Source organism: Pseudomonas sp. KBS0710, assembly GCF_005938045.2.
Classification (GTDB): domain Bacteria; phylum Pseudomonadota; class Gammaproteobacteria; order Pseudomonadales; family Pseudomonadaceae; genus Aquipseudomonas.
The window spans coordinates 3,657,330-3,680,495 of record NZ_VCCF02000001.1; the positions used below are offsets into that span (position 1 = coordinate 3,657,330).

The following is a 23,166-nucleotide window of genomic DNA, read 5'->3' on the forward strand; positions in this document are numbered from 1 at the left end:
TACCGCCTCATGCGTCAATAACTTCAGGCATCCTGCCAACTGCACCACTGCCCTTCCCAATTACGGAACCGGTAATGACGTTGCCCATCGCGCACTTCAAAGTGCGGCAAGTCTTGCGGCTTTTCAAAGTCCAGCAGCGGCACGGTAAACTTGCCCTGTGCATGCGGCAGTACATATTCCGGCATGGCAATATTGGACACACGCCGCTTGAGGCGATCCATAATAGCGATGGCGTGGCTTATCGAGGCTTTATATTCCGAAGCCCCAGGTGAAAACGGCATGAAGTGGTACAAGTAATACGGCTTTACGCCCAGCCGATACAGGTCAATAAACAGTTTATGCAAGGTCGCTTCATCGTCATTCACGCCGCGCAACAACGGCATGTTGGAGAACACGATCGGCACCACACTTTGGATACGTTTAACCGCCACGGCAAAGTCCGCACTCAGTTCCAGCGGGTGGCACACATGCACGCCAAACGCATTGACCTTGTACTTTTCCAGCATGGCCAATAACTCATCGGTCACCCGAAACGGGTTAAAGCTCAACGCCCGTGTGTGCAGGCGAATCAGCAGGTCGTCGCGAATGCCACGCAGGGCGGCGAGGTTCTCTTCGAGCTTGCGGTCGGCGAGCATCAGCGGGTCACCACCGCTCAAAATCACTTCTTCGATGGCCGGGTTGTTGCGGATGTAATCGAGCGAGTCCTTGAACGAGTCGGCGCTGGCGTTGGCCTTCTCGGTACCCACCTGCAAGGTGCGCAGCGCTTCGAAGCAGAACTGGCAATAGGCGTTGCAGGTGTTGGTCATGCGCAGGATCACGCGGTTGTCGTACTTGTGCTGGCAGATCGGGGTTTTCATCTCGTGGCCGAGTTCCCAGTTCTCCGAGGTGCCGTCGTAATCGCCAGCGACTTGCTCGCTCCAGTAGGGCACCACTTGGCGCCACAGCGGATGGTCCATCACCTCGCCATCGGTGAGTGAGCGCTTGATCAGGTCAATGTAATAAGGCGTTATCTGTAACTTGCGGTCTCGCAAGTTGTGCTCGATATGCGCGCTGGTTTCCTCATTCCAACCACCGCAAGCGGCCCGCAGTGCCGGTTCATCGCGTATGGCATTCTTCTGCTGCCAACGCCAATCCTGCCACTGTACCGAACGATGGATTGCTTGATCAAAAATCGACATGAGTTTGCACTCTCTGTGTTCTGAACGGATGTTAAGGCATAGGCTTGCGTGTCTTTTCACAGTGGAAAAAACAGTGATAACCGCAACAATGACAACTGGTTTAGAGGTGGCGGAATTCGATCAAGTTACAAACTTGCTCACCGGCACCAGAGAGGTATTAAAGCTAACTAATTCATCGGTCATGGTTTTAACTTCCTTTTCTTATAATGTACGACTTTCCAAGTCAGCACCCACTTAAGCCGATGGCCTGCAAGGTGTCAACAACCTGCCCTTGCATTTTTTCAGCGTTTAATCCACTGCCGCAACTACACCCTTGAAATGACTGAGTTTACGCGGTGTACGCGCTTTATTTGAAAAGTAAATAGTCCAAAAAAAACGCCCTCTCGTAACCGGAGGGCGTTGTTCTCTACTTATATGACTACGTAGTTAATCCATTGCGGTCTTTAACCCAACCAGGGGTTGGCCGCCAGATGCTGGCGCTCGAACGCTTTGATCTGTTCACTGCGTTGCAACGTGCTGCCAATCGCATCCAGGCCGAGCAGCAACGCGGTCTTGCGCAAGGTGTCGATCTGGAAGGGGATCACCTGGCCATCGACCAAGCGAATCTGCTGTGCCTCAAGGTCCACGCTGATCTGCGCCTGCGCAGGCTGGCTGACCGTCTGCCCGAGTGTGTGCAGCACCGCCTCGTCCAAGGTAATCAACAACACCCCGTTGCGCTGGCAGTTGTCATAGAAAATCCCGGCAAAGCTGCTGCCGATCAGCGCGCGAATGCCCATCTGCTTCAAGCCCCACACCGCGTGTTCGCGGCTCGAACCACAGCCAAAGTTCGGCCCCACCACCATGAAACTCGCGCCCTGCCAGGCCGGTTGGTTCAACACGAATTCGGGGTTGAGCGCGCCATTGGGCAAAAAGCGCAGGTCGAAGAACAGCCCACGGTCGAGGCCGGCGCGGTCGATGCCTTTGAGAAATTGCTTGGGCATGATCACGTCAGTGTCGATATTTGCCGCCAGCATCGGCGCGGCCTGGCCGGTGACCTGGGTGAACGGTTGCAGGCTCATGGGCGATCTCCAAAGTGGCGGATATCGGTAAGGCGGCCGGTGATGGCCGCGGCGGCGACCATCGCCGGGCTCATCAAGTGGGTGCGCGCCCCGGCGCCCTGGCGGCCTTCGAAGTTGCGGTTGGTGCTGGACGCGCAGCGGTCGCCGGGGGCCAGTACGTCATCATTCATCGCCAGGCACATCGAGCATCCCGACTGGCGCCATTCGAAGCCGGCGTCGATAAAAATCGCCGCCAGCCCCTCGGCTTCGGCCTGGTCACGTACTTCAGTGGAGCCTGGCACGATCATCGCCCGCACATGCTCGGCCACGTGTTTGCCGCGCACCACGCGGGCGGCGTCGCGCAGGTCTTCGATGCGCGCGTTGGTGCACGAGCCAATAAAGGCATGGCTGATCACAATGTCGCTGAGCGGCATGCCGGCTTCCAGGCCCATGTAGTTGAGGGCCCGGCGCATGTCCTGGCGCAGGATCAGGTCGCTGACGTCTTGCGGGTCCGGCACGCGGGCGCCGATGGGCGCGGCCTGGTCGGGGCTGGTGCCCCAGGTGACCATGGGTTCCAGGGTGCTGGCATCGAGGTGCACTTCCTGGTCGAACACCGCGTCGGCGTCGGTGTGCAGCTTGCGCCATTGCACCAGGGCTTGTTCCCACAGCTCGCCCTTGGGTGCACGCGGTTTGCCGTTGAGGTAGGCGAAGACTTTTTCGTCTGGTGCCATAAACGCGCCGCGTGCACCGGCTTCCACCGCCATGTTGCAGATGGTCATGCGCGCTTCGACACTCAGCGCATCAATGGTGGCGCCGCGAAACTCGATGGCGTAACCGGTGGCACCGGACGCGCCGATCTTGCCGATCAGCGCCATGATCACGTCCTTGGAGGTCAGGCCGTTGCCCAGGGTGCCGTCTACCGTCACGCGCATGCTTTTCAGACGCTTGTACACCAGGGTCTGCGAGGCCAGCAGGTGCTCGATTTCCGAAGTGCCGATGCCAAAGCCGAAGGCGCCGAGGGCACCGTAGGTGGTGGTGTGGCTGTCGCCCGCGGCGATCACCATGCCCGGCAGAATAAAGCCCTGCTCCGGAGCAATCACGTGTTCGATGCCTTGGCGTTTGTCGAGGATGTCCAGCAACTCGATGCCGAAGTCCTGGCAGTTTTCTGCCAGGTACGAGACTTGCCGCGCACCGCCTGCGTCGGGCATGGCTGCAATGCGTGTGGGCGTGGTGGGGTTTACGTGGTCGACCACCGCCAGCGCGGTGCCGGGGCGCCATACCCCACGCTTGGCCTCGCGCAGGCCGCTGAAGGCCTGGGGGCTGGTGTATTCGTTGATCACCTGGCGATCTATATAAAGCAGCACATGGCCCTGATCATCCAGGGCGCACACCGTGTGGGAGTCGATGTGTTTGTCGTAGAGGGTTCTGGCAGTCATTTTTGTGGACTCACGGTTATAAGCGCTCGCTCAACGGTATGCCCCCATCCTACGCAGCCCCCCGGCCCCATCAATGGCACCTGGGTGATGGCTTGGAACATGTTTCGTGTTCAATCCGGCAACGCTGAAACATTTTCTTTCATATCCCGCTTAGGGATTTCTCATTCTCATCCGTCTTAACTTAGATACAGCCCGTCGCGTCAGCAAAAGCTACGACCGGCCTTTTCCGGGCCTCCTTCGCCCTCCTCCGATCAAGACCCGCATCCACATGTCAAAGAAGTCACGCTCAAAACTCTGGTTTCTGGTTCATAGCTGGCTGGCGTTGCCCATCTGGTTTTTTGTATTGATTGTTTGCGTCACCGGCACCCTGGCGGTGGTCAGCCAGGAAATCGTCTGGCTGGCCAACCCGGACATCCGCGCCAGCAAGCCGTCGGACGATGCCGAACTGCTGAGTTACGACCAGGTGATCGGCGCCATCAAGCGCAACGAACCCCAGGCGATCGTGCAATCGATCACTCGCCCGGACGAGTCGCACTTCGCGCTGAGTGTCGACCTCAGTTATCCCGACGGGCGCTCGGTGGAGGTCTACGTCAACCCGTATACCGGTGTGGTCCAGGGCATCAGCCCGGCCTTCAACTTCCAGCAATTTACCCGTGCGTTGCACGGTTGGTGGCTGGTGCCGTTTACCAATGGCTACAGCTGGGGCTGGTACCTGGTGTCGGCACTGGGCATACCGCTGCTGGCATCGCTGGTCACCGGGCTGGTGGTGTACAAGCGTTTCTGGAAGGGGTTTCTGCGCCCGACCCTGCGAATCCGCCATGGCGCGCGGATCTTCTGGGGCGACTTCCACCGTTTGAGCGGTATCTGGTCGATCTGGTTTATCGCGGTGATTTCCATCACCGGCATCTGGTTCCTGATCCGGGCGATCCTGGGCGACAACCAGATCTCCATCTCCAGTGAGCCCATCGTGCCGGTGATTGCCCGAGAGAACGTGCCGTTGTCGGCACCGGGTGTACCGGCACCGATGATCCCGATCGATCGGGCCATCGAGATCGCCACGCAACGCATCCCCGGGCTGGAGGCCAGTTTTGTGTTCCTGCCCAGCAACGCCTATAGCCACCTGCAGATCGGCGGGCGCGGCTGGTACCCGTTGATGTTCCAGACGGCGCAGCTCAACCCGTACGACGGTGAAATTGCCGTGTCGCACCTGCTGTCCGACCGCTCGACACTGGAATTCGTCACCGAATCCATGCGACCGCTGCACACCGGCGACTTTGGCGGCCTGTGGATCAAGCTGATCTGGGCATTCTTCGGCCTGATCATGAGCATGATGGTGTTGAGCGGTCTGCTGATCTGGACCAAACGCACCGCGCTGGCCACGCTCAACGCCCTCAAGCGCGAAGCCAAGACACAACGCGCACCGGCCCCTGCCACGGCCATGCAGGCTGAAACCTCGGAGGCCAACTGATGAGCAAACGTGCGACCACCACACCGCCTTCGCCGCTGCGGGCCTTTTGGCTCAAATGGCGATTCCATATCAATGTCCTGCTGTTGCTGGTGCCCCTGGGGTTCATGCCCAAGTACTTTGCCGACGCCGCACTGTTTCGCGGTGACACCGGCATTGGCGAGCGGGTGGCCGGCGAAGTGCAGGTGGGGCCATGGAGCCTGACCCTCGCCGAGTTTCGCAACGAAGGCCCGCGCCCGGACCCGGCCGGGCCGATGAAATTTTTTAATGCCGCCCTGTGCGACACCTGCGCCGAGCAGGTCAAGGCCACTTACCTGCGTATCGGCAAACCACGCAGCCTGCGCGCGGCCGGGGTGATTTTCTTCGGCACGCCGTACCGCATGGGTGCAGTGCTGCCGGTGCCGGAACGCACACCCGTCGATGCCGAAGTGTGGGTGACCATGGAAGGCTGGGACGGCTCCATGCACCAGGGTTCCATCCCGCTGAGCCAGGCCTCGCCTGCCACCATTGCCTGGCTGAACAAGCAAGGAGTTAAACCATGACGTTGATGCGCCTGACTCGCGCCGCTTTATTACTCTGCGCCGGCTTCAGTGGCGTCGCCCTGGCCCATAACCCGATGTGCGAATGCAAGGAAATCCCCGGCGAGCAGATCCAGTGCACCGGTGGTTTTTCCGACGGCAGCGGCGCGCCGGGCGTGACCCTGGACGTGATCGGCTACGACGAAACCATCCTGCTGCCCGGCAAGCTTGGCCAGGACTCGACCCTGACCTTCAAAAAGCCCTCGGCCGAGTTCTACGTGCTGTTTGATGCAGGCCCCGGCCACGTGGTGGAAATCGACCAAGCGGATATCCAGCCCCAATGAGCACCACACAGGTTGTACGCCCCGCCGGGGCCGGCCATGAAACCCTCTACGTGTTGCTGCTGTGCCTGATCATCCTCGCGGTGGCTGGCACAGTAGTGGCGCTACACGGTGAAACCCAGGAGGTCGCCGCCGTGCCCAGCCACCAATTGGACGCACGCCGTGACCTGAGCGCTGCCGAGCAAGGCATCTACGCCGACCTGCGGGTGACCCTGGATGAAATCCAGCTGTTGCAGCAGGAGCAAAACGCCCTGCCGACGCCTGAGCAACTGGCCGAAGAAGGCTTCGCGCCGTTTGCCCAGGACGCCAGTTCGGTGAGCCGTGGCGACCATCGCTGGCAGTTGCTTGAGCCTGCGGCCTACCTGGGTTTGAGCCAAGCGCCAAGCACCAGCGGCTCGGTGCTGATGCGCGTGCAAGGCGACGAGCCGGATGTGTGGCTCAACCGCCAGGCCAACCTCGCCGCCCCGGCCGACCTCACCGACGCAGCGCTGATCGCCGCCGGCTGGCGCCAGGTGGTCACGCAATTCGATGCCGGCGTGACCCGCCAGCACCGTCACTGAACCAGAAGACCGAGTGCCCATGTCTATTTCATCGCCCCTGTTACGCCTGTTACTGGTTGGCCTGTTCAGCCTGATGCTCGCCCCACTCGCAAATGCCGAGGCGGCCAAGCGCCTGCGCATCGGCATCACCCTGCACCCGTATTACAGCTACGTGGCCAATATCGTCGGCGACAAGGCCGAGGTGGTGCCGCTGATTCCGGCCGGTTTCAACCCCCACGCCTACGAACCGCGCGCCGAAGACATCAAGCGCATCGGCACCCTGGACGTGATCGTGCTCAACGGCGTTGGCCATGATGATTTTGCCGACCGCATGATCGCCACCAGCGAGCGCCCGGACATCCCGGTGATCGAAGCCAACGCCAACGTGCCGCTGCTGGCCGCCACCGGTAATGCCGCGCGCGGTGCGGGCAAGGTGGTCAACCCGCACACCTTCCTGTCGATCAGTGCATCGATTGCCCAGGTCAACAACATTGCCCGCGAACTGGGGAAGCTCGACCCGGACAACGCCAAGACCTACACCCAAAACGCCCGCGCCTACGGCAAGCGCCTGCGCCAGATGCGCGCCGATGCCCTCGCCAAGCTGACCAGCGCGCCGAACCCGGACCTGCGCGTCGCCACTGTGCATGCGGCCTACGACTACCTGCTGCGCGAATTCGGCCTGGAAGTCACCGCCGTGGTCGAGCCTGCCCATGGCATCGAGCCCAGCCCCAGCCAGTTGAAAAAGACCATCGATGAACTGCGCGCACTGGATGTGAAGGTGATCTTCTCGGAGATGGATTTCCCGTCCACCTACGTCGAGACCATCCAGCGTGAATCCGGGGTCAAGCTCTACCCGCTGTCGCACATTTCCTACGGCGAATACACGCCAGAGAAATACGAAGTGGAAATGACCGGCAACCTCAACACGGTGGTGCGGGCGATTCAGGAGTCGGGGGCATGACGGCAGCGCAGCAATTGAAGGTGGCCAGCATCGGCCCGACCCTTGAGTTCGACAAGGTCTCGCTGACGCTGGGCCGCACGGTGATTCTTGACGCGGTGAGCTTCCAGGTCGAGCCAGGCAGCATCCACGCTTTGGTCGGCCCGAACGGCGGCGGCAAAAGCTCGCTGATCAAGACCTTGCTGGGGCAGACCCCGCACCAGGGCCAATTACGCCTGCATTGGCCGAACACCCAGGGCACGGTCGGCTATGTGCCCCAGGCGCTGGAGTTCGATCGGGGCTTGCCGATGACGGTGGATGACTTCATGGCCGCCATGTGCCAGCGGCGCCCGGCATTTCTGGGCCTGTCCCGGCATTACGCCGCCGCGATTGGCGAAGCGCTGGAACGGGTCGGCATGCAGGACAAACGCAAGCGCCGCATGGGCGCGTTGTCCGGCGGTGAGCGTCAGCGCGTGCTGTTGGCCCAAGGCCTGATCCCGACGCCACAGCTGCTGGTGCTGGATGAGCCGATGTCGGCACTCGATGAAGCCGGTATTCAGGTGTTCGAACGGCTGCTTAATGACTGGCGCCTGGCCGGGATCACCGTGCTGTGGATCGAGCATGACCTGGAAGCCGTGGGCCGCCTGGCCGATCGCGTTACCGGCCTGAACCGCCGCGTGCTGTTCGACGCCACGCCGAAAGAAGCGCTGACCCCGGACCGCCTGCTGACTCTGTTTTCCACCCACCCTCGGAGCCCGGCGTGATGAGTTATGAAGCCTTTCGTTTGATGGTCCAGGGCTGGGCTTCATCCGGCTACCTGCCGGAAGCACTGGCCTATGGGTTTGTGGTCAACGCCCTGCTCGCCGGCTTGCTGATCGGCCCGGTGCTGGGCGGCCTGGGCACGCTGGTGGTGGTCAAGCGCTTTGCGTTCTTCTCGGAAGCCGTCGGGCATGCCGCGTTGACCGGCGTGGCCGTGGGCATTCTGCTCGGCGAGCCCTACACCGGGCCTTACGGCAGCCTGTTCGGCTACTGCCTGTTGTTCGGCATCCTGCTCAACTACCTGCGCAACCGCACGGGTTTAGCGCCGGACACCCTGATCGGCGTGTTCCTCTCGGTGTCCCTGGCGTTGGGTGCGAGCCTGCTGTTGATTCTGGCGGGCAAGATCAACGTGCATATCCTCGAAAACGTATTGTTCGGTTCGGTGCTGACGGTGAACGGCAATGACCTGCTGGTGTTGGCGGTGGTCGGTTCACTGGTGATGGCCCTGGCGCTGCCGCTGTACAACCGCATCATGCTGGCCAGCTTCAACCCGCAATTGGCCGCTGTGCGCGGCGTGGCAGTGAAGACCCTGGATTACCTGTTCGTGATCCTGGTGACCTTGATCACCGTGGCGGCGGTCAAGGTGATCGGCGCCATTTTGGTCGGCGCCCTGCTAGTGATTCCGGCAGCGGCAGCGCGCCTGTTGAGCCAGTCGCTCAAGGGTTTTTTCTGGGTCTCGGTGGTGATCGCCACGCTCAGCACGCTGTGCGGCATTCTGCTGCCGATCATCTTCGACCTGCCCATCCCGTCCGGTGCCGCGATCATTCTGGTAGCCGGTATCGCCTTTGCCTTTGCCGCCATCGCGCGCGGCACCGTGCCCAGCCTCAAAGGGAATCTTGGATAATGCGCTCTGTATTTCATCCGCTGGCCCTGGCCATTGCCTGTTTATTCACGATGCCGTTGATGGCCGCTGAAGCCGCCAAACCGATGGCTCACGCCGCCAAACCGGTGAAAGTGCTGGCCTCGCTGCCCATCACCTATGGTTTGGCCGAGGTGCTGCTCAAAGGCACTGATGTACAGCTTGAGCGCGCAGCACCGGCCAACTTGCCCGGTTCGCGGCAAGTGTCCTACTTCACCGGCCGGGGGGCGCCAGCCCTGAACACGCTGGCACTGGACGCCGACGCCGCCATCGGCCTGCGCTCGCTGTGGGCGGACGACCCGCTCTACCCCGTGGCGCGGCGCAGCAATATCCGTATTGTCGAAGTGGACGCCGCGCGCCCGGTGGACGGCGGCTTGCCGGGTATCGCCGTGCAACCGGGCGGCGCCGATGGCCTGAACAGCCAGCCATGGCAGTCGAGCAACAATATGGGGCGCATGGCCGATGTGATGGCCGCCGACCTGAGCCGCCTGGCGCCTACGGCCAAAGCGAAGATCGACGCCAACCTCGCGGCGCTCAAACAGCGCCTGCTCAAACTCAGCGCCGACAGCGAGGCGCGCCTGGCCAAGGCGGACAACCTGAGTGTGGTCAGCTTGAGTGATCACTTTGCTTATCTGGTCAGCAGCTTGAACCTGGAAGTGCTCAGCACCGACGCCCGGCCGGACGCGGAGTGGACGCCTGAAGCCTTGCACACACTCACTGCCGACTTGAAGGCCAATGACGTGGCCATAGTACTGCACCACCGCCAACCGAGTGAGGCGGTTAAAACGGCAGTGACGGCAGGCGGTGCGCAACTGCTGGTATTGAATGTCGACGGGGCGGACCCGGTGGCGGAGTTGGAAGGCAATGTGGGTCAGGTGATCAAGGCGCTGACGCCATAGTCTTTATATGAAGTGCAGTTCAAATGTGGGAGCGGTGCAGCAGTTGAAATCCGGCAATAGCCATTCAAGCTGCGCTCAAACCACATCCACACCCACATGAATCGCATCATGGCGCCAGAACTCCAGGTCGCAGTCGATCAGGCGTTCATGCTGGTCATAATTGACCCGGGCGATCCGCAAGCCCGGGCTGCCCACCGACACCCTCAATGCGGCGGCGGCCTCAACCGGCAGTGAAGTCGGCACAATCTCGAAACGCACGCGGCCGTAATGCAGGTCGTACTTGCGTGCATACAGCTCGGTCATCGACTGGTTCAGGTCGCACGCCAGAATCCCCGGGAAATACTGCGGGTTCAGGTAATGCTCCACATACAGCACCAAACGCCCATCGATCCGCCGGCCCCGGCAGATCTGGATCACACTCGACAACGCCGGCAACTGCAACCACGCACACACCGCCGCCGACGCCGGCTGCAACCGTGCCGAAATCACTTCGGTGGAGGCTACGCGCCCTTGTTCACTGACCATCGCGTGAAAGTGGCTGCGTTGCATCAGGTTATAAGCCAGGCGCGGCGGCGAGACGAACCAGCCACGCCGCTCTTCGCGATAGATCTGGCCCTGGGCCTCCAGTTGTAACAAGGCTTCCCGCACCGTAATGCGGGTGGTACCAAACAACTCGCTGAGCTTGCGCTCGGCGGGCAGTTTGCTTGCCGGTGGCAACAGCCCGTGCCCGATCTGCTCTTGCAGCGCCAGGCCAATGGATGTCACCGCCTTGATTGCCTCATCACGCATCAACGTTACCTATCTGGACTAGACCAGCACCGTTCAGGTGCACAAACCGCGCGGTATTCGGGCGTCTGCAGTTGACTGCCAGCCTAGGCATTACAGATGACCGACAGATGACAGTCCCTGCTCATCCCCTGCACCACACCCTGCAATACATCGGCCAAGTCCAGGGCCTGCGGGCACTTGGGCATGGTCTACGCTGAGTCTGAACTCAGCGACATAAACGCTTTAAAAACGACATCGACATGAAACTGTCATCCACCGAGCCTAAATTGGCTCAGGTATTGCTGACCTAGACCAACACCACCGCAAACGTCGATAAAAACGCAGCGTTGAAAACGCCCAAAGGAGCTTCGGATGAAACAGCTTTTCCTGGCATCACTGTTAGGCTCGACCATTGCCATGTGCACCGCCGCCATGGCTGCTGATACCGATCTAAAAACTCTGGAAGCCGCCGCGAAAGCGGAAGGCGCCGTCAACAGCGTCGGCATGCCCGATGACTGGGCCAACTGGAAAGGCACCTGGGACGACCTGGCCAAGACCTATGGCCTCAAGCACATCGACACCGACATGAGCTCGGCCCAGGAAATCGCCAAGTTCGCCGCCGAAAAAGACAACGCCAGCGCTGATATCGGTGACGTCGGCGCCGCCTTCGGCCCGATTGCGGTGAAACAGGGCGTGGCACAGCCGTACAAACCGACCACTTGGGCACAAGTTCCGGATTGGGCCAAAGATAAAGACGGCAACTGGGCCCTGGCCTACACCGGCACCATCGCCTTTATCGTCAACAAAAAACTGCTGCATGGCTCTGAAGCGCCAAAAAGCTGGGCTGACCTGAAAACCGGCAAATACAAAGTCTCTATTGGTGATGTGAGCACCGCCGCCCAAGCCGCCAATGGCGTGCTGGCTGCCGCCCTGGCCAATGGTGGCGACGAGAAAAACATCCAGCCTGCGCTGCTGATGTTTGCCGAGATCGCCAAGCAAGGTCGCCTGTCGCTGGCCAACCCGACCATCGCCACCATGGAAAAAGGCGAAGTCGAAGTGGGCGTGGTCTGGGACTTCAACGGCCTGAGCTACAAAGCCAAGATGGCTAACCCGGATGACTACGTGGTGCTGATCCCGTCGGACGGCTCGGTAATTTCCGGCTACACCACCATCATCAACAAATACGCCAAGCACCCGAACGCCGCCAAGCTGACCCGCGAATACATCTTCAGCGACGCCGGCCAGACCAACCTGGCGCGCGGCAACGCACGTCCGATCCGTGCCGAGCACCTGACCTTGCCGGCCGATGTACAGGCCAAGCTGCTGCCGAACGAGCAGTACAAAAAAGTCACGCCGATCAAAGATGCCGACGCTTGGGAGAAAACCTCCAAGGCATTGCCGCAGAAGTGGCAGGAAGAAGTCATCATCAATATGCAGTAAGGCTCCCGGGTCTTATTTAGACCCAGAGCTGTGAAAGCGGTCAGTGTGGGAGCTGGCTTGCCTGCGATGCAGACGACTCGGTTTGTCATGAACCGAGGTGATGCTACCGCAGGCAAGCCAGCTCCCACACAAGCCCGCTCCCACAGTTTTGACCCCGTTCCCCAAGTGAAATTGAGTCAAGCCTATCGTCGCGGAGCGTCTCCCCCTATGAAGCACAACGTCATCCTTGTGGTGCTCGACGGCCTGAACTACGAGGTTGCCCGACATGCCATGGGGCATCTCCAGGCCTACATCGGCGCAGGACGCGCAGCGCTTTACAAACTGGAATGTGAACTGCCGGCCCTGTCTCGGCCCTTGTATGAATGCATCCTCACCGGCGTGCCACCGATCGACAGCGGCATCGTCCACAACCAGGTCTCGCGCCTGTCCAACCAGCGCAGCATTTTTCATTACGCCACCGACGCAGGCCTCACTACAGCGGCGGCGGCTTATCACTGGGTGAGCGAGTTGTATAACCGCACGCCCTTTGAAGCCGCGCGTGATCGTCACACCGACGACAAAGCGCTGGCGATCCAGCACGGGCATTTCTACTGGAATGACCACTACCCGGATTCCCATCTGTTTGCCGACGCCGAAAGCCTGCGCCGCAAACACACGCCGAATTTCCTGGTGGTACACCCGATGAACATTGATGACGCCGGCCACAAGCATGGCCTGGATACCGCGCAATACCGCAACAGCGCGCGCTCGGCCGACATCATCCTTGCCGACTACCTGCAAACCTGGCTCGACGCCGGCTACCAGGTGCTGGTGACTGCCGATCACGGCATGAATAACGACCGCTCCCATAACGGTTTACTGCCGGAAGAACGCGAAGTGCCGTTGTTCGTACTGGGCTCGGCCTTCACCCTCGACCCTGGCGCCATCCCGAAGCAAACCGATCTGTGCGGCACCGTCTGCGAACTGCTCGGTGTGCCCCACGACAAACCTGTATGCCGGGAGCTGCTCAAGTGAACGCCATCACCCGTGGCAAATGGCTGGCGATCCTGTGCCTGGTGCCGTTTGCGCTGTTTTTTATCGTGTTTGAAATTGCCCCGCTGGTGTGGGTGATGATCAACAGCCTGCAGTCGGAGGAGTTCGGCTGGGGCCTGGCCAACTTCACCAAGATCTTCAGTTCGAAGTTCTACCTGCAAGCCATCCAGTACAGCCTGGAGATCAGCTTCTACTCCAGCGTGTTCGGGATCATTATCTCGGTGCTCGGCAGCTACTCGTTGCGCCGCGTGGATGGGCCACTGCGTAACTTCGTGACCGCCTTCGCCAACATGACCAGCAACTTTTCCGGCGTGCCCCTGGCCTTCGCCTTCATCATTCTGCTGGGCTTTAACGGCAGCATCACGATCATGCTCAAGCAGGCGGGGATCATTCAGGACTTCAACCTGTACTCCAAGACTGGCCTGATCATTCTGTACACCTACTTCCAGATTCCCCTGGGCGTGCTGCTGCTCTACCCGGCTTTCGACGCCTTGCGCGAAGACTGGCGCGAATCGGCCTCGCTGCTCGGCGCCAGCGGCTGGCAATTCTGGCGGCACATCGGCCTGCCGGTGCTCACGCCGGCCCTGCTGGGCACTTTCGTGATCCTGCTGGCCAACGCCCTCGGCGCCTATGCCACGGTGTATGCATTGACCACCGGCAACTTCAACGTACTGCCGATTCGTATCGCGGCAATGGTCTCCGGCGACATCTCCCTGGACCCGAACATGGCCAGCGCCCTGGCCGTGGTGCTGGTGGCACTGATGACGGTGGTCACCGTCGTGCATCAACTGCTGCTCAAGAGGAGCTACCATGTCTCGCGCTGAAGCCGGCTCGGCCTCCCTCTACCATCGGGTAGTGGTGTACCTGTTATTTGCGATCCTGGTGTTGCCGCTGGTGGGCACCTTTGTCTACTCCATTGCCAGCAGTTGGTCGGCCACCATCCTGCCCGCCGGGTTTACCCTGAAGTGGTACGTGCAGCTGTGGAGTGACCCGCGCTTTCTGGCCGCCTTCGGTCAGTCACTGCTGGTGTGTGTGGGTGCGCTGGTGCTGTCGGTAGTGTTGATTCTGCCGCTGCTGTTCGTGGTGCATTACCACTTTCCCAAGCTCGACGCGCTGATGAACATCCTGATCCTGCTGCCCTTCGCCGTGCCGCCAGTGGTGTCGTCGGTGGGCTTGCTGCAACTCTACGGCTCCGGGCCATTTGCGATGGTGGGCACGCCGTGGATCCTGATCGGCTGCTACTTCACCGTGGCCTTGCCGTTCATGTACCGCGCGATCACCAACAACCTGCAAGCGATCAACCTGCGCGACCTGATGGACGCCTCGCAGCTGCTGGGCGCCAGCACCTGGCAGGCGGCAATTTTCGTCGTGCTGCCGAACCTGCGCAAAGGCCTGATGGTAGCGCTGCTGCTGTCGTTCTCGTTCCTGTTCGGTGAGTTCGTGTTCGCCAACATCCTGGTGGGCACCCGCTACGAAACCCTGCAGGTGTACCTGAACAACATGCGCAACACGAGCGGCCACTTCACCAGTGCCATCGTCATTTCCTATTTCTTCTTTGTGCTGGTGCTGACCTGGGCCGCCAACATCTTGAACAAGGACAAAAGCCAATGAGCTTCGTCAGCGTCCAACACCTGCAAAAAGGCTACGCCGGCACGCCGGTATTCAGTGACATCAACTGCGAAATCGCCAAGGGTGAATTCGTCACCCTGCTCGGCCCATCCGGTTGCGGCAAGTCGACCCTGCTGCGTTGCATCGCCGGGCTGACCTCGGTGGACAGCGGCAAAATCCTCCTGGATGGCCAGGACATCGTGCCCTTGAGCCCGCAGAAACGGCACATCGGCATGGTGTTCCAGAGCTACGCCCTGTTCCCCAACATGACCGTGGAACAAAACGTCGCCTTCGGCCTGCGCATGCAAAAGGTCAACGCCGACGAGAGCCACAAGCGCGTGCAGGAAGTGCTGCAACTGGTGGAGCTCAAAGACCTCGCCGGCCGCTACCCGCACCAGATGTCCGGCGGCCAGTGCCAGCGTGTGGCCCTCGCCCGCTCGCTGGTGACACGCCCGCGCCTGTTGCTGCTGGATGAACCGCTGTCGGCGCTGGACGCACGGATTCGCAAGCACCTGCGCGAACAGATCCGCCAGATCCAGCGCGAGCTGGGCCTGACCACGATTTTCGTGACCCATGACCAGGAAGAAGCGCTGACTATGTCAGACCGCATTTTCCTCATGAACCAGGGCAAGATCGTACAAAGCGGCGATGCAGAGACCCTTTACACTGCGCCCGTGGATGTATTTGCCGCCGGTTTTATCGGCAACTACAACCTGCTCGACGCCGATAAGGCCAGCCAGTTGCTGCAACGGCCCATCAGTGGGCGCATCGCGATTCGCCCGGAAGCCATCGAGCTGAGCCGCAGCGGCGAACTCGACGCGCTGGTACGCAGCCATAGCTTGTTGGGCAACGTGATCCGCTATCGCATCGAAGCGCGTGGCGTGGAATTGGTGGTGGACGTGCTCAACCGCTCGGCCGACGATCTGCACCCGGATGGCCAGCGCCTGGCACTTTCCATCGACCCCAGTGCGTTGTGTGAAGTAGCCTGACACAACGATTGATTTGAGAGAGCGTGACAGATGGCATTGGTAATTTTTGATCTGGACGACACCTTGATCCACGGCGACTGCGCCACCTTGTGGAGCGAACAGATGGGCCGCCTGGGCTGGGTCGACCCGGAGTCGTTCATGCGCAAGAACGACGAACTCATGGCCGCCTACAGCCGTGGCGAGCTGGCCATGGAAGACTATATGGACTTCAGCCTGGAGCCGATGATCGGGCGCACGCCCGAGGAGATCGAGCATCTGGTCGAGCCGTGGGTCGAGGACATCATCGAGCCGCTGATCTACAGCGACGCCACCAAGACCATCGCCCGCCACCGCGCGAATGGCGACCGGATCCTGGTGATCTCAGCCTCGGGCACGCACCTGGTCACGCCGATTGCGGCACGTATCGGCATTGATGAAGTGCTGGGCATTGATCTGGAGGTCAGCCATGGCGTTTACAGCGGCCAGACCGTGGGTGTGCTCACCTACCGTGAAGGCAAGATCACGCGGTTGCTGGAATGGTTGGAGCAGGAAGGTGAAAGCCTGAAGGGTTCGTTTTTCTACTCGGATTCACGCAATGATTTGCCGTTGCTGCTGAAGGTGGATCATCCGCAGGTGGTGAACCCGGATCCGGTGTTGCGCGAGCACGCTGAAAAGGCTGGCTGGCCGATTCACCATTGGGTTTGACCCCGACTTATTTGAATTGAAACCCAATCCACTGTGGGAGCGGGCTTGCTCGCGAAAGCGGAGTGCCAGATGAAACATTCTTCACTGACAAACCGCTTTCGCGAGCAAGCCCGCTCCCACATTTTGATCTCATTCCAGCCTTAGGCTGAGATCAGACCAGGGTCTCGTCTATCACCAACACCAACTTGCCGGAAATCTGGTTGGTCGCAAGCTCGGCAAACGCCGCCTCGGCATCCTTGATCGGGAAGGTCTTGGCCAACTGCGGGCTCAGGCGACCCTCAACAAACAGCGGCCACACATGCTGGCTCAAGTCGCTGAACAGGTCTGCCTTGAACTGATCGCTGCGGCTGCGCAGGGTCGAACCCAGCAGCTGGATGCGCTTGCCCAGCACCTGCGCCAGGTCCAATTGCGCATCCCGGCCGCCCATCAAGCCGATCAACACCCAGCGCCCATCGAGGGCCAGCAGCTTCAAATCCATCGCCGCATAATTGCCGCCGACCGGGTCGAGGATCACGTCGAACGGCCCGAAATCGCGCAGCCCTTCAAGGCCGTCGGTACGCACCACGCCGCCCTGGGCGCCGAGTTCTTCGCAGTAAGCCAGGCGTTCTGCCGAGCCGACGCTGACCCAGCACGGGCTGCCGAACGCCTTGCACAGCTGGATCGCCGCCGAGCCCACGCCACTGGCGCCCGCATGCAGCAAGACCTTTTCGCCGGGCTTGAGGCCCGCCAACTGGAACAGATTCAGCCACGCCGTGCTGTACACCTCAGGCAGCGCCGCCGCTTCGGTCAACGACAAACCTTCCGGCACCGGCAGCACATGACGGGCATCCACCACCACTTCTTCGGCCATGCCGCCGCCGGCCAGCAGCGCGCAAACGCGGTCGCCAACCTGCCAGGAAGAGCCCGCGCCCACCTCGCTGATCACCCCGGAACACTCCAGGCCCAGCACTTGGCTGGCGCCTGGAGGTGGCGGATAAAGCCCCGCACGTTGTAATAAATCGGCGCGATTAAGGCCCGCGGCCGCCACACGAATGCGAACTTGGCCTACATCGCAGGTAGGACTGGGTTCTTCCATCCACTCCACATGACCTTCAACGCCTTGCAATGCTTTCACAGTGCCTCCATAGTGAGTCTGGACTGAGCCCGTAGCTGTAGCGCCGGGCTTTTTGCATTATGCGACCGGATCATATGGAACCGGCTCCCTCAAAGACGGCCTAATATGCGTTATCAATTGCCCCCGCGTCGAATCAGCATGAAGCATTTGTTCCCCAGTACCGCCCTCGCTTTTTTCATTGGTCTCGGCTTTGCGTCGATGTCGACCAATACGTTCGCAGCCAACAGCTGGGACAATCTTCAGCCTGATCGCGATGAGGTGATTGCCAGCCTTAACGTCGTCGAGTTGCTCAAGCGCCATCACTACAGCAAGCCGCCGCTGGACGACGCGCGCTCGGTGATCATCTACGACAGCTACCTCAAGCTGCTGGACCCGTCGCGCAGCTACTTCCTCGCCAGCGATATCGCTGAGTTCGACAAGTGGAAGACCCAGTTCGACGACTTCCTCAAGAGCGGCGACCTGCAGCCTGCGTTCACCATCTACAAGCGCTACCTGGATCGCGTCAAAGCGCGTCTGGACTTCGCCTTGGGTGAGCTGAACAAAGGCGTCGACAAGCTCGACTTCACCCAGAAGGAAACCCTTCTGGTGGATCGCAAGGACGCGCCTTGGCTGACCAGCACCGCCGCCCTCGACGACCTGTGGCGCAAACGCGTCAAGGACGAAGTGCTGCGCCTGAAGATCGCCGGCAAAGAGCCCAAGGCCATTCAAGAGCTGTTGACCAAGCGCTACAAGAATCAGCTGGCACGTCTGGACCAGACCCGTGCCGAAGATATCTTCCAGGCCTACATCAACACCTTCGCGATGTCCTACGACCCGCACACCAATTATCTGTCCCCAGATAACGCGGAAAATTTTGATATCAACATGAGTCTGTCGCTGGAAGGCATCGGTGCCGTCCTGCAAAGCGACAATGACCAGGTCAAGATCGTGCGTCTGGTGCCGGCAGGTCCGGCCGACAAGACCAAGCAGGTTGCACCGGCCGACAAGATCATCGGCGTCGCCCAGGGTGATAAAGAGATGGTCGACGTGGTCGGCTGGCGCCTGGACGAAGTGGTCAAGCTGATCCGTGGGCCGAAAGGCAGCGTAGTGCGCCTGGAAGTGATTCCGCACACCAATGCGCCGAACGACCAGACCAGCAAGATCGTGTCCATCACCCGTGAAGCGGTGAAGCTCGAAGACCAGGCCGTGCAGAAGCAAGTCCTCAACCTCAAGCAGGATGGCAAGGACTACAAACTGGGCGTGGTGGTCATTCCTGCGTTCTACCTGGACTTCAAAGCGTTCCGCGCCGGTGACCCGGACTACAAGTCCACCACCCGTGACGTGAAGAAAATCCTGACTGAGCTGCAGAAAGAGAAAGTCGACGGCGTGGTCATCGACCTGCGCAACAACGGCGGCGGTTCCCTGCAGGAAGCCACCGAGCTGACCAGCCTGTTTATCGACAAAGGCCCGACCGTGCTGGTTCGCAACGCCGACGGCCGTGTCGACGTGCTGGAAGACGAGAACCCAGGCGCGTTCTACAAAGGCCCGATGGCCTTGCTGGTCAACCGCCTCTCGGCCTCGGCTTCGGAGATTTTCGCCGGTGCCATGCAGGACTACCACCGCGCGTTGATCGTCGGCGGCCAGACCTTCGGTAAAGGCACCGTGCAGACCATTCAGCCGCTCAACCATGGCGAACTGAAACTGACCATTGCCAAGTTCTACCGGGTTTCCGGGCAGAGCACCCAGCACCAGGGCGTATTGCCGGATGTGGATTTCCCGTCGATCATCGACACCAAGGAAATCGGCGAAAGCGCGCTGCCTGAGGCGATGCCATGGGACACCATCCGCCCTGCGATCAAGCCGGCTTCAGACCCGTTCAAGCCGTACCTGACGCAGTTGAAGGCTGACCACGAGACCCGCTCCGCCAAGGATGCCGAGTTCGTGTTTATCCGCGACAAACTGGCGCTGGCCAAGAAGCTGATGGAAGAAAAAACCGTCAGCCTCAACGAAGTCGATCGTCGTGCGCAGCACACCAGCATCGAAAATCAGCAGCTTGTGCTGGAAAACGCCCGCCGCAAGGCCAAAGGCGAAGACCCGCTCAAAGAACTGAAGAAAGAAGATGAAGATGCGCTGCCGGCCGAGCCGGAAAAAACCAAGCCGGAAGACGACGCCTACCTGTCGGAGACAGGTCGGGTGCTGCTGGACTACCTGAAAATCAGCAAACAGGTGGCCAAGCAGTAATTGATGGCGATTTAATGTGAGCGCTCCCAGGAGTGTCATCATATAGACATCATTCTGTCGTGAAATAAAGGGACCGCAGGCGTTAAGCCTGCGGTCCTTTTTTTTCGATCGAGATCGCCATGACCATGACCGAACAGCTGAATGCATTGAGCTCAATCCTGGCTCAAGGCAGTTTACACAGCCTGTTCCAACCGATCATTTGCCTGTCCGAACGACGCATCCTCGGCTACGAAGCGCTCAGCCGTGGCCCGTCCAACAGCCCCTTGCACTCCCCCGTCGCCCTGTTCAGCGTGGCCAGCCATGCCGGGCGCCTCAGCGAGCTGGAAATGGCCTGCCGCGAAAGTGCCTGCCGACGCTTCAGCGAGCAGAAGCTGCCGGGCAAGCTGTTCCTGAATATCTCGCCGGAGTCCTTGATGGAGACGGCGCATCAACCGGGCCGCACTCTGCAGTTGTTGCGCGACTTCGGCATCCCGCCAAGCCAAGTGGTGATCGAACTCACAGAGCAAACGCCCACCGACGACTTCGACCTGCTGCAAACCGCGCTGCATCATTACCGCGACATGGGGTTTGCCATCGCCCTGGATGACTTGGGCGCCGGGTATTCGAGCCTGCGCTTGTGGTCGGAGCTGCGCCCGGACTATGTGAAAATCGACCGGCACTTTATCGACGGCATCCATCAGGATGCGCTCAAGCGCGAGTTCGTCGGCTCCATCCTGCAAATCGCCAAGGCATCCCGTGCCCAAGTGATTGCCGAAGGTATCGAGCTGCCGGAGGAGTTGGCGGTGTTGACGGAAATGGGCGTTGATCTGGTCCAGGGCTACCTGCTTTGCCGGCCCCAGGAACAACCGCCCCAGGAAGCGCGCCTGATGTTGCCCAAGCAGGACCACACCAACATCACCCTCAGCGAAGAAGGCAGCGACCTCAGCGCCTTGCTCAACGAGCAACCGGCGGTGGCTCAGGACACCGCCACCGCCCAGGTACTTGAATCCTTCCGCCGTCAGGCCAACCTCAACTCGCTGGCCGTGCTGGATGGGCGCGGGCACCCGGTCGGCATCGTACACCGGCATTCGTTGTCGGACGCACTGCTCAAGCCCTTCGCCACCGACCTGTTCGCGCGTAAACCCATCAGCCGTTTGATGAGCGATGACTTCCTGGCGGTTGAGTTGAGCCAATCCTTGCAGCAGGTCAGCCGCCTGCTCACCAGCCGTGCGCGGCAACGCATCGAGGAAGACTTCATCATTACCCTCAACGGTGACTACCTGGGCCTGGGTCGGGTAATCGACGTGCTCAAGTTGATCACTGAACTTAAGATTCAGCAGGCACGCTATGCCAACCCGCTGACGCTGTTGCCGGGCAATGTGCCGATCCAGCAATGCCTGACGCGGTTGCTGCAACAACAGCGCGAGTCGGTGATCTGCTACGTGGATATCGACAGCTTCAAGCCGTTCAACGATATCTACGGCTACGGGCGTGGGGATGAGGTGCTGTTGTGCCTGGCGCAGTGCCTGAACGATCGGGTTGACCCCAGTCGCGACTTTGTCGGGCATATCGGCGGTGATGATTTTTTGCTGGTGCTCGGCCCGCAGGACTGGCGCAAGCGGCTCAACCAGTTACTGGATGACTTTCACACCCAATGCCGACGTTTCTACCGCGCCGAACACTTGGACGCCGGTTGCTTCGTGGCATTGAACCGCCAAGGCGTGCGCCAGGAATTCGCCTTGCTGTCGTTGTCGATCGGCGTGGTGCATTTGTATCCACAGGCCTGTGCACAACTGGATGCCAGCCAGTTGGCGGAGCTGGCCTCGCAAGCCAAGCACCACGCCAAAGACATCGCCGGCTACAGCATCCATGTGATCGACAGCATGGACTGCCTGCCCGTTTAGGCCTCGGCGGACTCCGGGTACTCGTACTCGAACACCCGCACCACTTCCGAAGCATGCCAGGACGCAGCAGCCACACCATCGGACGGCCCGCTGAACCGCCCCAGGCGCTCGACACACTCAAAGAAACCGGTACGCGGCAAGCGGCTGGCGCCCTGGCTGATCACCAGGGAGCTGCGCAAGGGCTGCTCGGCCTTGGCGTCCAGCGCGGCCAGGTGCTCCAGGGCAGCGGCCAGGGTTTGCATGGCCGGCGTGGGAAATTGCAGGCGCTCCAGCAGCGCACGGTAGGTGAGCAAATGGCGCTGGCGGCGCGCCTGGTCCAGTTCGTTGAGTAACCCATCCCAGTGTTGACGACTGATTCGAAGACTCAAGATTCATCCCTCCAACCTGCAACGCCCAATTCCCAGGCCAGGCTGCGGCGGATGGCGGCATCCGGCTGGCGTTCACCACTTTCAATCAATCCGAGATACGAAGGGCTGATGCCCACGGTGCGGGCCAGGCTTTCAATGGCCAAGCCTTTGGCTTCACGCAGGCCGCGCAGGTCGGCGAGCGGGCGCAAAGCCTGATCGGGCGCGACCTGAGCGGTAGAAGAAGGAGTGGCTGTAGGCTGTTGCTGACCGGCAGCCTTTAGTAGCGCCTGGTACTGGTCCCATGGCAACACCGCATACTCGGGTGCGCCATCGCGTGAAATTATCTGAATATCCATGACTGCCCCGTAGGATAACAACACTTACTAAGTAAGTTCTTTCCTTAGAAGTGTAATCCTAACAGCCACAAAGGTCGCAGGGGGATATAAGCGTGTTCAGTTTTTTTGCGGATTTTCCTGAGCCAGCAGCGCTGGCGTCGCAGGCAGCCGCTCAACCACTGCGAGTTTTTCCGGGCGCTGGGCGTCGCGCCAGGCGCGAAACGCGCTCAGTTCGCCGTCCAGGGTCTTCATGACCCATGCCAGTACGGAAATATCATCGAGCATGCCGAACACCGGGATAAAATCCGGGATCGCGTCAATCGGGCTGAGGAAGTACATCAATCCCGCCACTACCGAGATCAGCGCCTTGGGGCTGATGGCCCGATACTCACCGCGCCAGTAAGCCAGGCACAGGGCCTGGAGCAATTTGAGATCATCCTTGAGCTTACCCAGCCGGTTGCCCTGGCTTGAGCCTTTGGCGGCCACGGCAAACAGCAGGGTCGGCAAGCGCCCACGACCGAGCAGGCGTGCGGCCATGGGCAGGAAGCGGGTGAAATTGAAGGGTGGTTTCATCGGTCACTCCAGTTCCAGGCGACATAAAAGGTTATCCACACAAATTGTGGATAACCTTGTGAACAGAGCCTGTTTTATCGGCTGAAAGCCGCGATTTACATGGCTTGCAGTCAGATCGGGCGTTTTTTGCGCACATAAAAAAAAC

24 protein-coding genes are annotated in these 23,166 nt (G+C 60.5%); 16 read left to right on the forward strand and 8 right to left on the reverse strand.

Going from position 1 to position 23,166, the window contains the following annotated elements:
* Positions 1-23 precede the first annotated feature (23 nt).
* From FFI16_RS16460 to leuC, 3 genes are all read right to left on the reverse strand, one after another.
* On the reverse strand, positions 24-1,178 hold the full coding sequence (locus tag FFI16_RS16460; RefSeq protein WP_138815954.1) for a KamA family radical SAM protein: 1,155 nt from the start codon (positions 1,176-1,178) through the stop codon (positions 24-26).
* Positions 1,179-1,621: 443 nt separating this feature from the next.
* Entirely contained in the window at positions 1,622-2,236 is a 615-nt protein-coding gene (gene leuD, locus FFI16_RS16465; protein ID WP_138815955.1) for a 3-isopropylmalate dehydratase small subunit, read from the reverse strand.
* Positions 2,233-3,651 carry a 3-isopropylmalate dehydratase large subunit gene (gene leuC, locus FFI16_RS16470; protein WP_138815956.1) on the reverse strand — a complete coding sequence of 473 codons (1,419 nt, stop codon included), beginning with the start codon at positions 3,649-3,651 and terminating at the stop codon, positions 2,233-2,235. Before leuC ends, leuD begins: the two co-directional genes overlap by 4 nt.
* A gap of 268 nt (positions 3,652-3,919) precedes the next feature.
* Here leuC and FFI16_RS16475 point away from each other — a divergent pair, with 268 nt between their 5' ends.
* From FFI16_RS16475 to FFI16_RS16510, 8 genes are read left to right on the forward strand one after another with little or no spacing between them, the layout of a single operon-like run.
* A complete protein-coding gene (locus tag FFI16_RS16475) occupies positions 3,920-5,119 on the forward strand; it encodes a PepSY domain-containing protein (RefSeq protein ID WP_138815957.1) in 1,200 nt (399 codons plus the stop codon).
* On the forward strand, positions 5,119-5,658 hold the full coding sequence (locus FFI16_RS16480) for a thiamine pyrophosphate-binding protein (RefSeq protein ID WP_138815958.1): 540 nt from the start codon (positions 5,119-5,121) through the stop codon (positions 5,656-5,658). Before FFI16_RS16475 ends, FFI16_RS16480 begins: the two co-directional genes overlap by 1 nt.
* Entirely contained in the window at positions 5,655-5,978 is a 324-nt protein-coding gene (locus tag FFI16_RS16485) for a hypothetical protein (RefSeq protein WP_099547881.1), read from the forward strand. Before FFI16_RS16480 ends, FFI16_RS16485 begins: the two co-directional genes overlap by 4 nt.
* Positions 5,975-6,535, forward strand: a complete 561-nt coding sequence (locus FFI16_RS16490) for a DUF6162 family protein (RefSeq protein WP_138815959.1) — start codon at positions 5,975-5,977, stop codon at positions 6,533-6,535. Before FFI16_RS16485 ends, FFI16_RS16490 begins: the two co-directional genes overlap by 4 nt.
* A 19-nt stretch (positions 6,536-6,554) precedes the next feature.
* On the forward strand, positions 6,555-7,475 hold the full coding sequence (locus FFI16_RS16495) for a metal ABC transporter substrate-binding protein (protein ID WP_017136362.1): 921 nt from the start codon (positions 6,555-6,557) through the stop codon (positions 7,473-7,475).
* Positions 7,472-8,215: a metal ABC transporter ATP-binding protein gene (locus FFI16_RS16500; RefSeq protein ID WP_138815960.1), complete on the forward strand. Its 744-nt coding sequence runs from the start codon at positions 7,472-7,474 to the stop codon at positions 8,213-8,215. Before FFI16_RS16495 ends, FFI16_RS16500 begins: the two co-directional genes overlap by 4 nt.
* A complete protein-coding gene (locus FFI16_RS16505) occupies positions 8,215-9,114 on the forward strand; it encodes a metal ABC transporter permease (RefSeq protein ID WP_056859671.1) in 900 nt (299 codons plus the stop codon). The genes FFI16_RS16500 and FFI16_RS16505 overlap by 1 nt, the downstream gene beginning before the upstream one ends.
* Positions 9,114-10,028: a metal ABC transporter solute-binding protein, Zn/Mn family gene (locus FFI16_RS16510; RefSeq protein WP_138815961.1), complete on the forward strand. Its 915-nt coding sequence runs from the start codon at positions 9,114-9,116 to the stop codon at positions 10,026-10,028. Before FFI16_RS16505 ends, FFI16_RS16510 begins: the two co-directional genes overlap by 1 nt.
* Positions 10,029-10,103: 75 nt before the next feature.
* Here the strand turns inward: FFI16_RS16510 and FFI16_RS16515 are convergent, their stop codons facing one another.
* Positions 10,104-10,817, reverse strand: a complete 714-nt coding sequence (locus tag FFI16_RS16515; RefSeq protein ID WP_138815962.1) for a UTRA domain-containing protein — start codon at positions 10,815-10,817, stop codon at positions 10,104-10,106.
* Between the two features lie 351 nt (positions 10,818-11,168).
* Here FFI16_RS16515 and FFI16_RS16520 point away from each other — a divergent pair, with 351 nt between their 5' ends.
* From FFI16_RS16520 to FFI16_RS16545, 6 genes are all read left to right on the forward strand, one after another.
* Positions 11,169-12,236 carry an ABC transporter substrate-binding protein gene (locus FFI16_RS16520; protein ID WP_017136367.1) on the forward strand — a complete coding sequence of 356 codons (1,068 nt, stop codon included), beginning with the start codon at positions 11,169-11,171 and terminating at the stop codon, positions 12,234-12,236.
* 207 nt (positions 12,237-12,443) lie between these two features.
* Positions 12,444-13,250 carry an alkaline phosphatase family protein gene (locus FFI16_RS16525; RefSeq protein WP_138815963.1) on the forward strand — a complete coding sequence of 269 codons (807 nt, stop codon included), beginning with the start codon at positions 12,444-12,446 and terminating at the stop codon, positions 13,248-13,250.
* Positions 13,229-14,092: an ABC transporter permease gene (locus FFI16_RS16530; protein WP_371923606.1), complete on the forward strand. Its 864-nt coding sequence runs from the start codon at positions 13,229-13,231 to the stop codon at positions 14,090-14,092. Before FFI16_RS16525 ends, FFI16_RS16530 begins: the two co-directional genes overlap by 22 nt.
* Positions 14,079-14,879, forward strand: a complete 801-nt coding sequence (locus tag FFI16_RS16535) for an ABC transporter permease (protein ID WP_138815965.1) — start codon at positions 14,079-14,081, stop codon at positions 14,877-14,879. Before FFI16_RS16530 ends, FFI16_RS16535 begins: the two co-directional genes overlap by 14 nt.
* The gene (locus tag FFI16_RS16540) at positions 14,876-15,865 is read left to right on the forward strand and encodes an ABC transporter ATP-binding protein (RefSeq protein WP_138815966.1); all 990 of its coding nucleotides are present in this window, start codon (positions 14,876-14,878) and stop codon (positions 15,863-15,865) included. Before FFI16_RS16535 ends, FFI16_RS16540 begins: the two co-directional genes overlap by 4 nt.
* Before the next feature lie 30 nt (positions 15,866-15,895).
* The gene (locus tag FFI16_RS16545) at positions 15,896-16,549 is read left to right on the forward strand and encodes an HAD family phosphatase (RefSeq protein ID WP_138815967.1); all 654 of its coding nucleotides are present in this window, start codon (positions 15,896-15,898) and stop codon (positions 16,547-16,549) included.
* Positions 16,550-16,700: 151 nt separating this feature from the next.
* On the opposite strand, the gene FFI16_RS16550 is transcribed toward FFI16_RS16545, so the two are convergent.
* Entirely contained in the window at positions 16,701-17,663 is a 963-nt protein-coding gene (locus FFI16_RS16550) for a zinc-binding dehydrogenase (RefSeq protein ID WP_138815968.1), read from the reverse strand.
* Positions 17,664-17,768: 105 nt separating this feature from the next.
* Between FFI16_RS16550 and FFI16_RS16555 the strand changes: the two genes are divergently transcribed.
* Positions 17,769-19,883 (forward strand): carboxy terminal-processing peptidase, encoded by a 2,115-nt coding sequence (locus FFI16_RS16555; protein ID WP_138815969.1) that lies wholly within the window; start codon positions 17,769-17,771, stop codon positions 19,881-19,883.
* Positions 19,884-20,002: 119 nt separating this feature from the next.
* Positions 20,003-21,766 (forward strand): bifunctional diguanylate cyclase/phosphodiesterase, encoded by a 1,764-nt coding sequence (locus tag FFI16_RS16560; protein WP_138815970.1) that lies wholly within the window; start codon positions 20,003-20,005, stop codon positions 21,764-21,766.
* On the opposite strand, the gene FFI16_RS16565 is transcribed toward FFI16_RS16560, so the two are convergent.
* From FFI16_RS16565 to FFI16_RS16575, 3 genes are all read right to left on the reverse strand, one after another.
* The gene (locus tag FFI16_RS16565; protein ID WP_005786715.1) at positions 21,763-22,134 is read right to left on the reverse strand and encodes a hypothetical protein; all 372 of its coding nucleotides are present in this window, start codon (positions 22,132-22,134) and stop codon (positions 21,763-21,765) included. The genes FFI16_RS16560 and FFI16_RS16565 overlap by 4 nt on opposite strands.
* Entirely contained in the window at positions 22,131-22,469 is a 339-nt protein-coding gene (locus tag FFI16_RS16570) for a helix-turn-helix transcriptional regulator (RefSeq protein ID WP_138815971.1), read from the reverse strand. Before FFI16_RS16570 ends, FFI16_RS16565 begins: the two co-directional genes overlap by 4 nt.
* A gap of 96 nt (positions 22,470-22,565) precedes the next feature.
* The gene (locus FFI16_RS16575; protein ID WP_138815972.1) at positions 22,566-23,021 is read right to left on the reverse strand and encodes a YkvA family protein; all 456 of its coding nucleotides are present in this window, start codon (positions 23,019-23,021) and stop codon (positions 22,566-22,568) included.
* Between the last annotated feature and the right edge of the window lie 145 nt (positions 23,022-23,166).

Coding starts and splice junctions, on each gene's coding strand:
- FFI16_RS16510 (WP_138815961.1), top strand. CDS start 9,114: ATGCGCTCTGTATTTCATCCGCTGGCCCTGGCCATTGCCTGTTTATTC.
- FFI16_RS16460 (WP_138815954.1), bottom strand. CDS start 1,178: ATGTCGATTTTTGATCAAGCAATCCATCGTTCGGTACAGTGGCAGGAT.
- leuD (WP_138815955.1), bottom strand. CDS start 2,236: ATGAGCCTGCAACCGTTCACCCAGGTCACCGGCCAGGCCGCGCCGATG.
- FFI16_RS16570 (WP_138815971.1), bottom strand. CDS start 22,469: ATGGATATTCAGATAATTTCACGCGATGGCGCACCCGAGTATGCGGTG.
- FFI16_RS16555 (WP_138815969.1), top strand. CDS start 17,769: ATGCGTTATCAATTGCCCCCGCGTCGAATCAGCATGAAGCATTTGTTC.
- FFI16_RS16485 (WP_099547881.1), top strand. CDS start 5,655: ATGACGTTGATGCGCCTGACTCGCGCCGCTTTATTACTCTGCGCCGGC.
- FFI16_RS16475 (WP_138815957.1), top strand. CDS start 3,920: ATGTCAAAGAAGTCACGCTCAAAACTCTGGTTTCTGGTTCATAGCTGG.
- FFI16_RS16515 (WP_138815962.1), bottom strand. CDS start 10,817: ATGCGTGATGAGGCAATCAAGGCGGTGACATCCATTGGCCTGGCGCTG.
- leuC (WP_138815956.1), bottom strand. CDS start 3,651: ATGACTGCCAGAACCCTCTACGACAAACACATCGACTCCCACACGGTG.
- FFI16_RS16530 (WP_371923606.1), top strand. CDS start 13,229: ATGCCGGGAGCTGCTCAAGTGAACGCCATCACCCGTGGCAAATGGCTG.
- FFI16_RS16480 (WP_138815958.1), top strand. CDS start 5,119: ATGAGCAAACGTGCGACCACCACACCGCCTTCGCCGCTGCGGGCCTTT.
- FFI16_RS16575 (WP_138815972.1), bottom strand. CDS start 23,021: ATGAAACCACCCTTCAATTTCACCCGCTTCCTGCCCATGGCCGCACGC.
- FFI16_RS16560 (WP_138815970.1), top strand. CDS start 20,003: ATGACCATGACCGAACAGCTGAATGCATTGAGCTCAATCCTGGCTCAA.
- FFI16_RS16535 (WP_138815965.1), top strand. CDS start 14,079: ATGTCTCGCGCTGAAGCCGGCTCGGCCTCCCTCTACCATCGGGTAGTG.
- FFI16_RS16540 (WP_138815966.1), top strand. CDS start 14,876: ATGAGCTTCGTCAGCGTCCAACACCTGCAAAAAGGCTACGCCGGCACG.
- FFI16_RS16520 (WP_017136367.1), top strand. CDS start 11,169: ATGAAACAGCTTTTCCTGGCATCACTGTTAGGCTCGACCATTGCCATG.
- FFI16_RS16495 (WP_017136362.1), top strand. CDS start 6,555: ATGTCTATTTCATCGCCCCTGTTACGCCTGTTACTGGTTGGCCTGTTC.
- FFI16_RS16505 (WP_056859671.1), top strand. CDS start 8,215: ATGAGTTATGAAGCCTTTCGTTTGATGGTCCAGGGCTGGGCTTCATCC.
- FFI16_RS16525 (WP_138815963.1), top strand. CDS start 12,444: ATGAAGCACAACGTCATCCTTGTGGTGCTCGACGGCCTGAACTACGAG.
- FFI16_RS16490 (WP_138815959.1), top strand. CDS start 5,975: ATGAGCACCACACAGGTTGTACGCCCCGCCGGGGCCGGCCATGAAACC.
- FFI16_RS16545 (WP_138815967.1), top strand. CDS start 15,896: ATGGCATTGGTAATTTTTGATCTGGACGACACCTTGATCCACGGCGAC.
- FFI16_RS16500 (WP_138815960.1), top strand. CDS start 7,472: ATGACGGCAGCGCAGCAATTGAAGGTGGCCAGCATCGGCCCGACCCTT.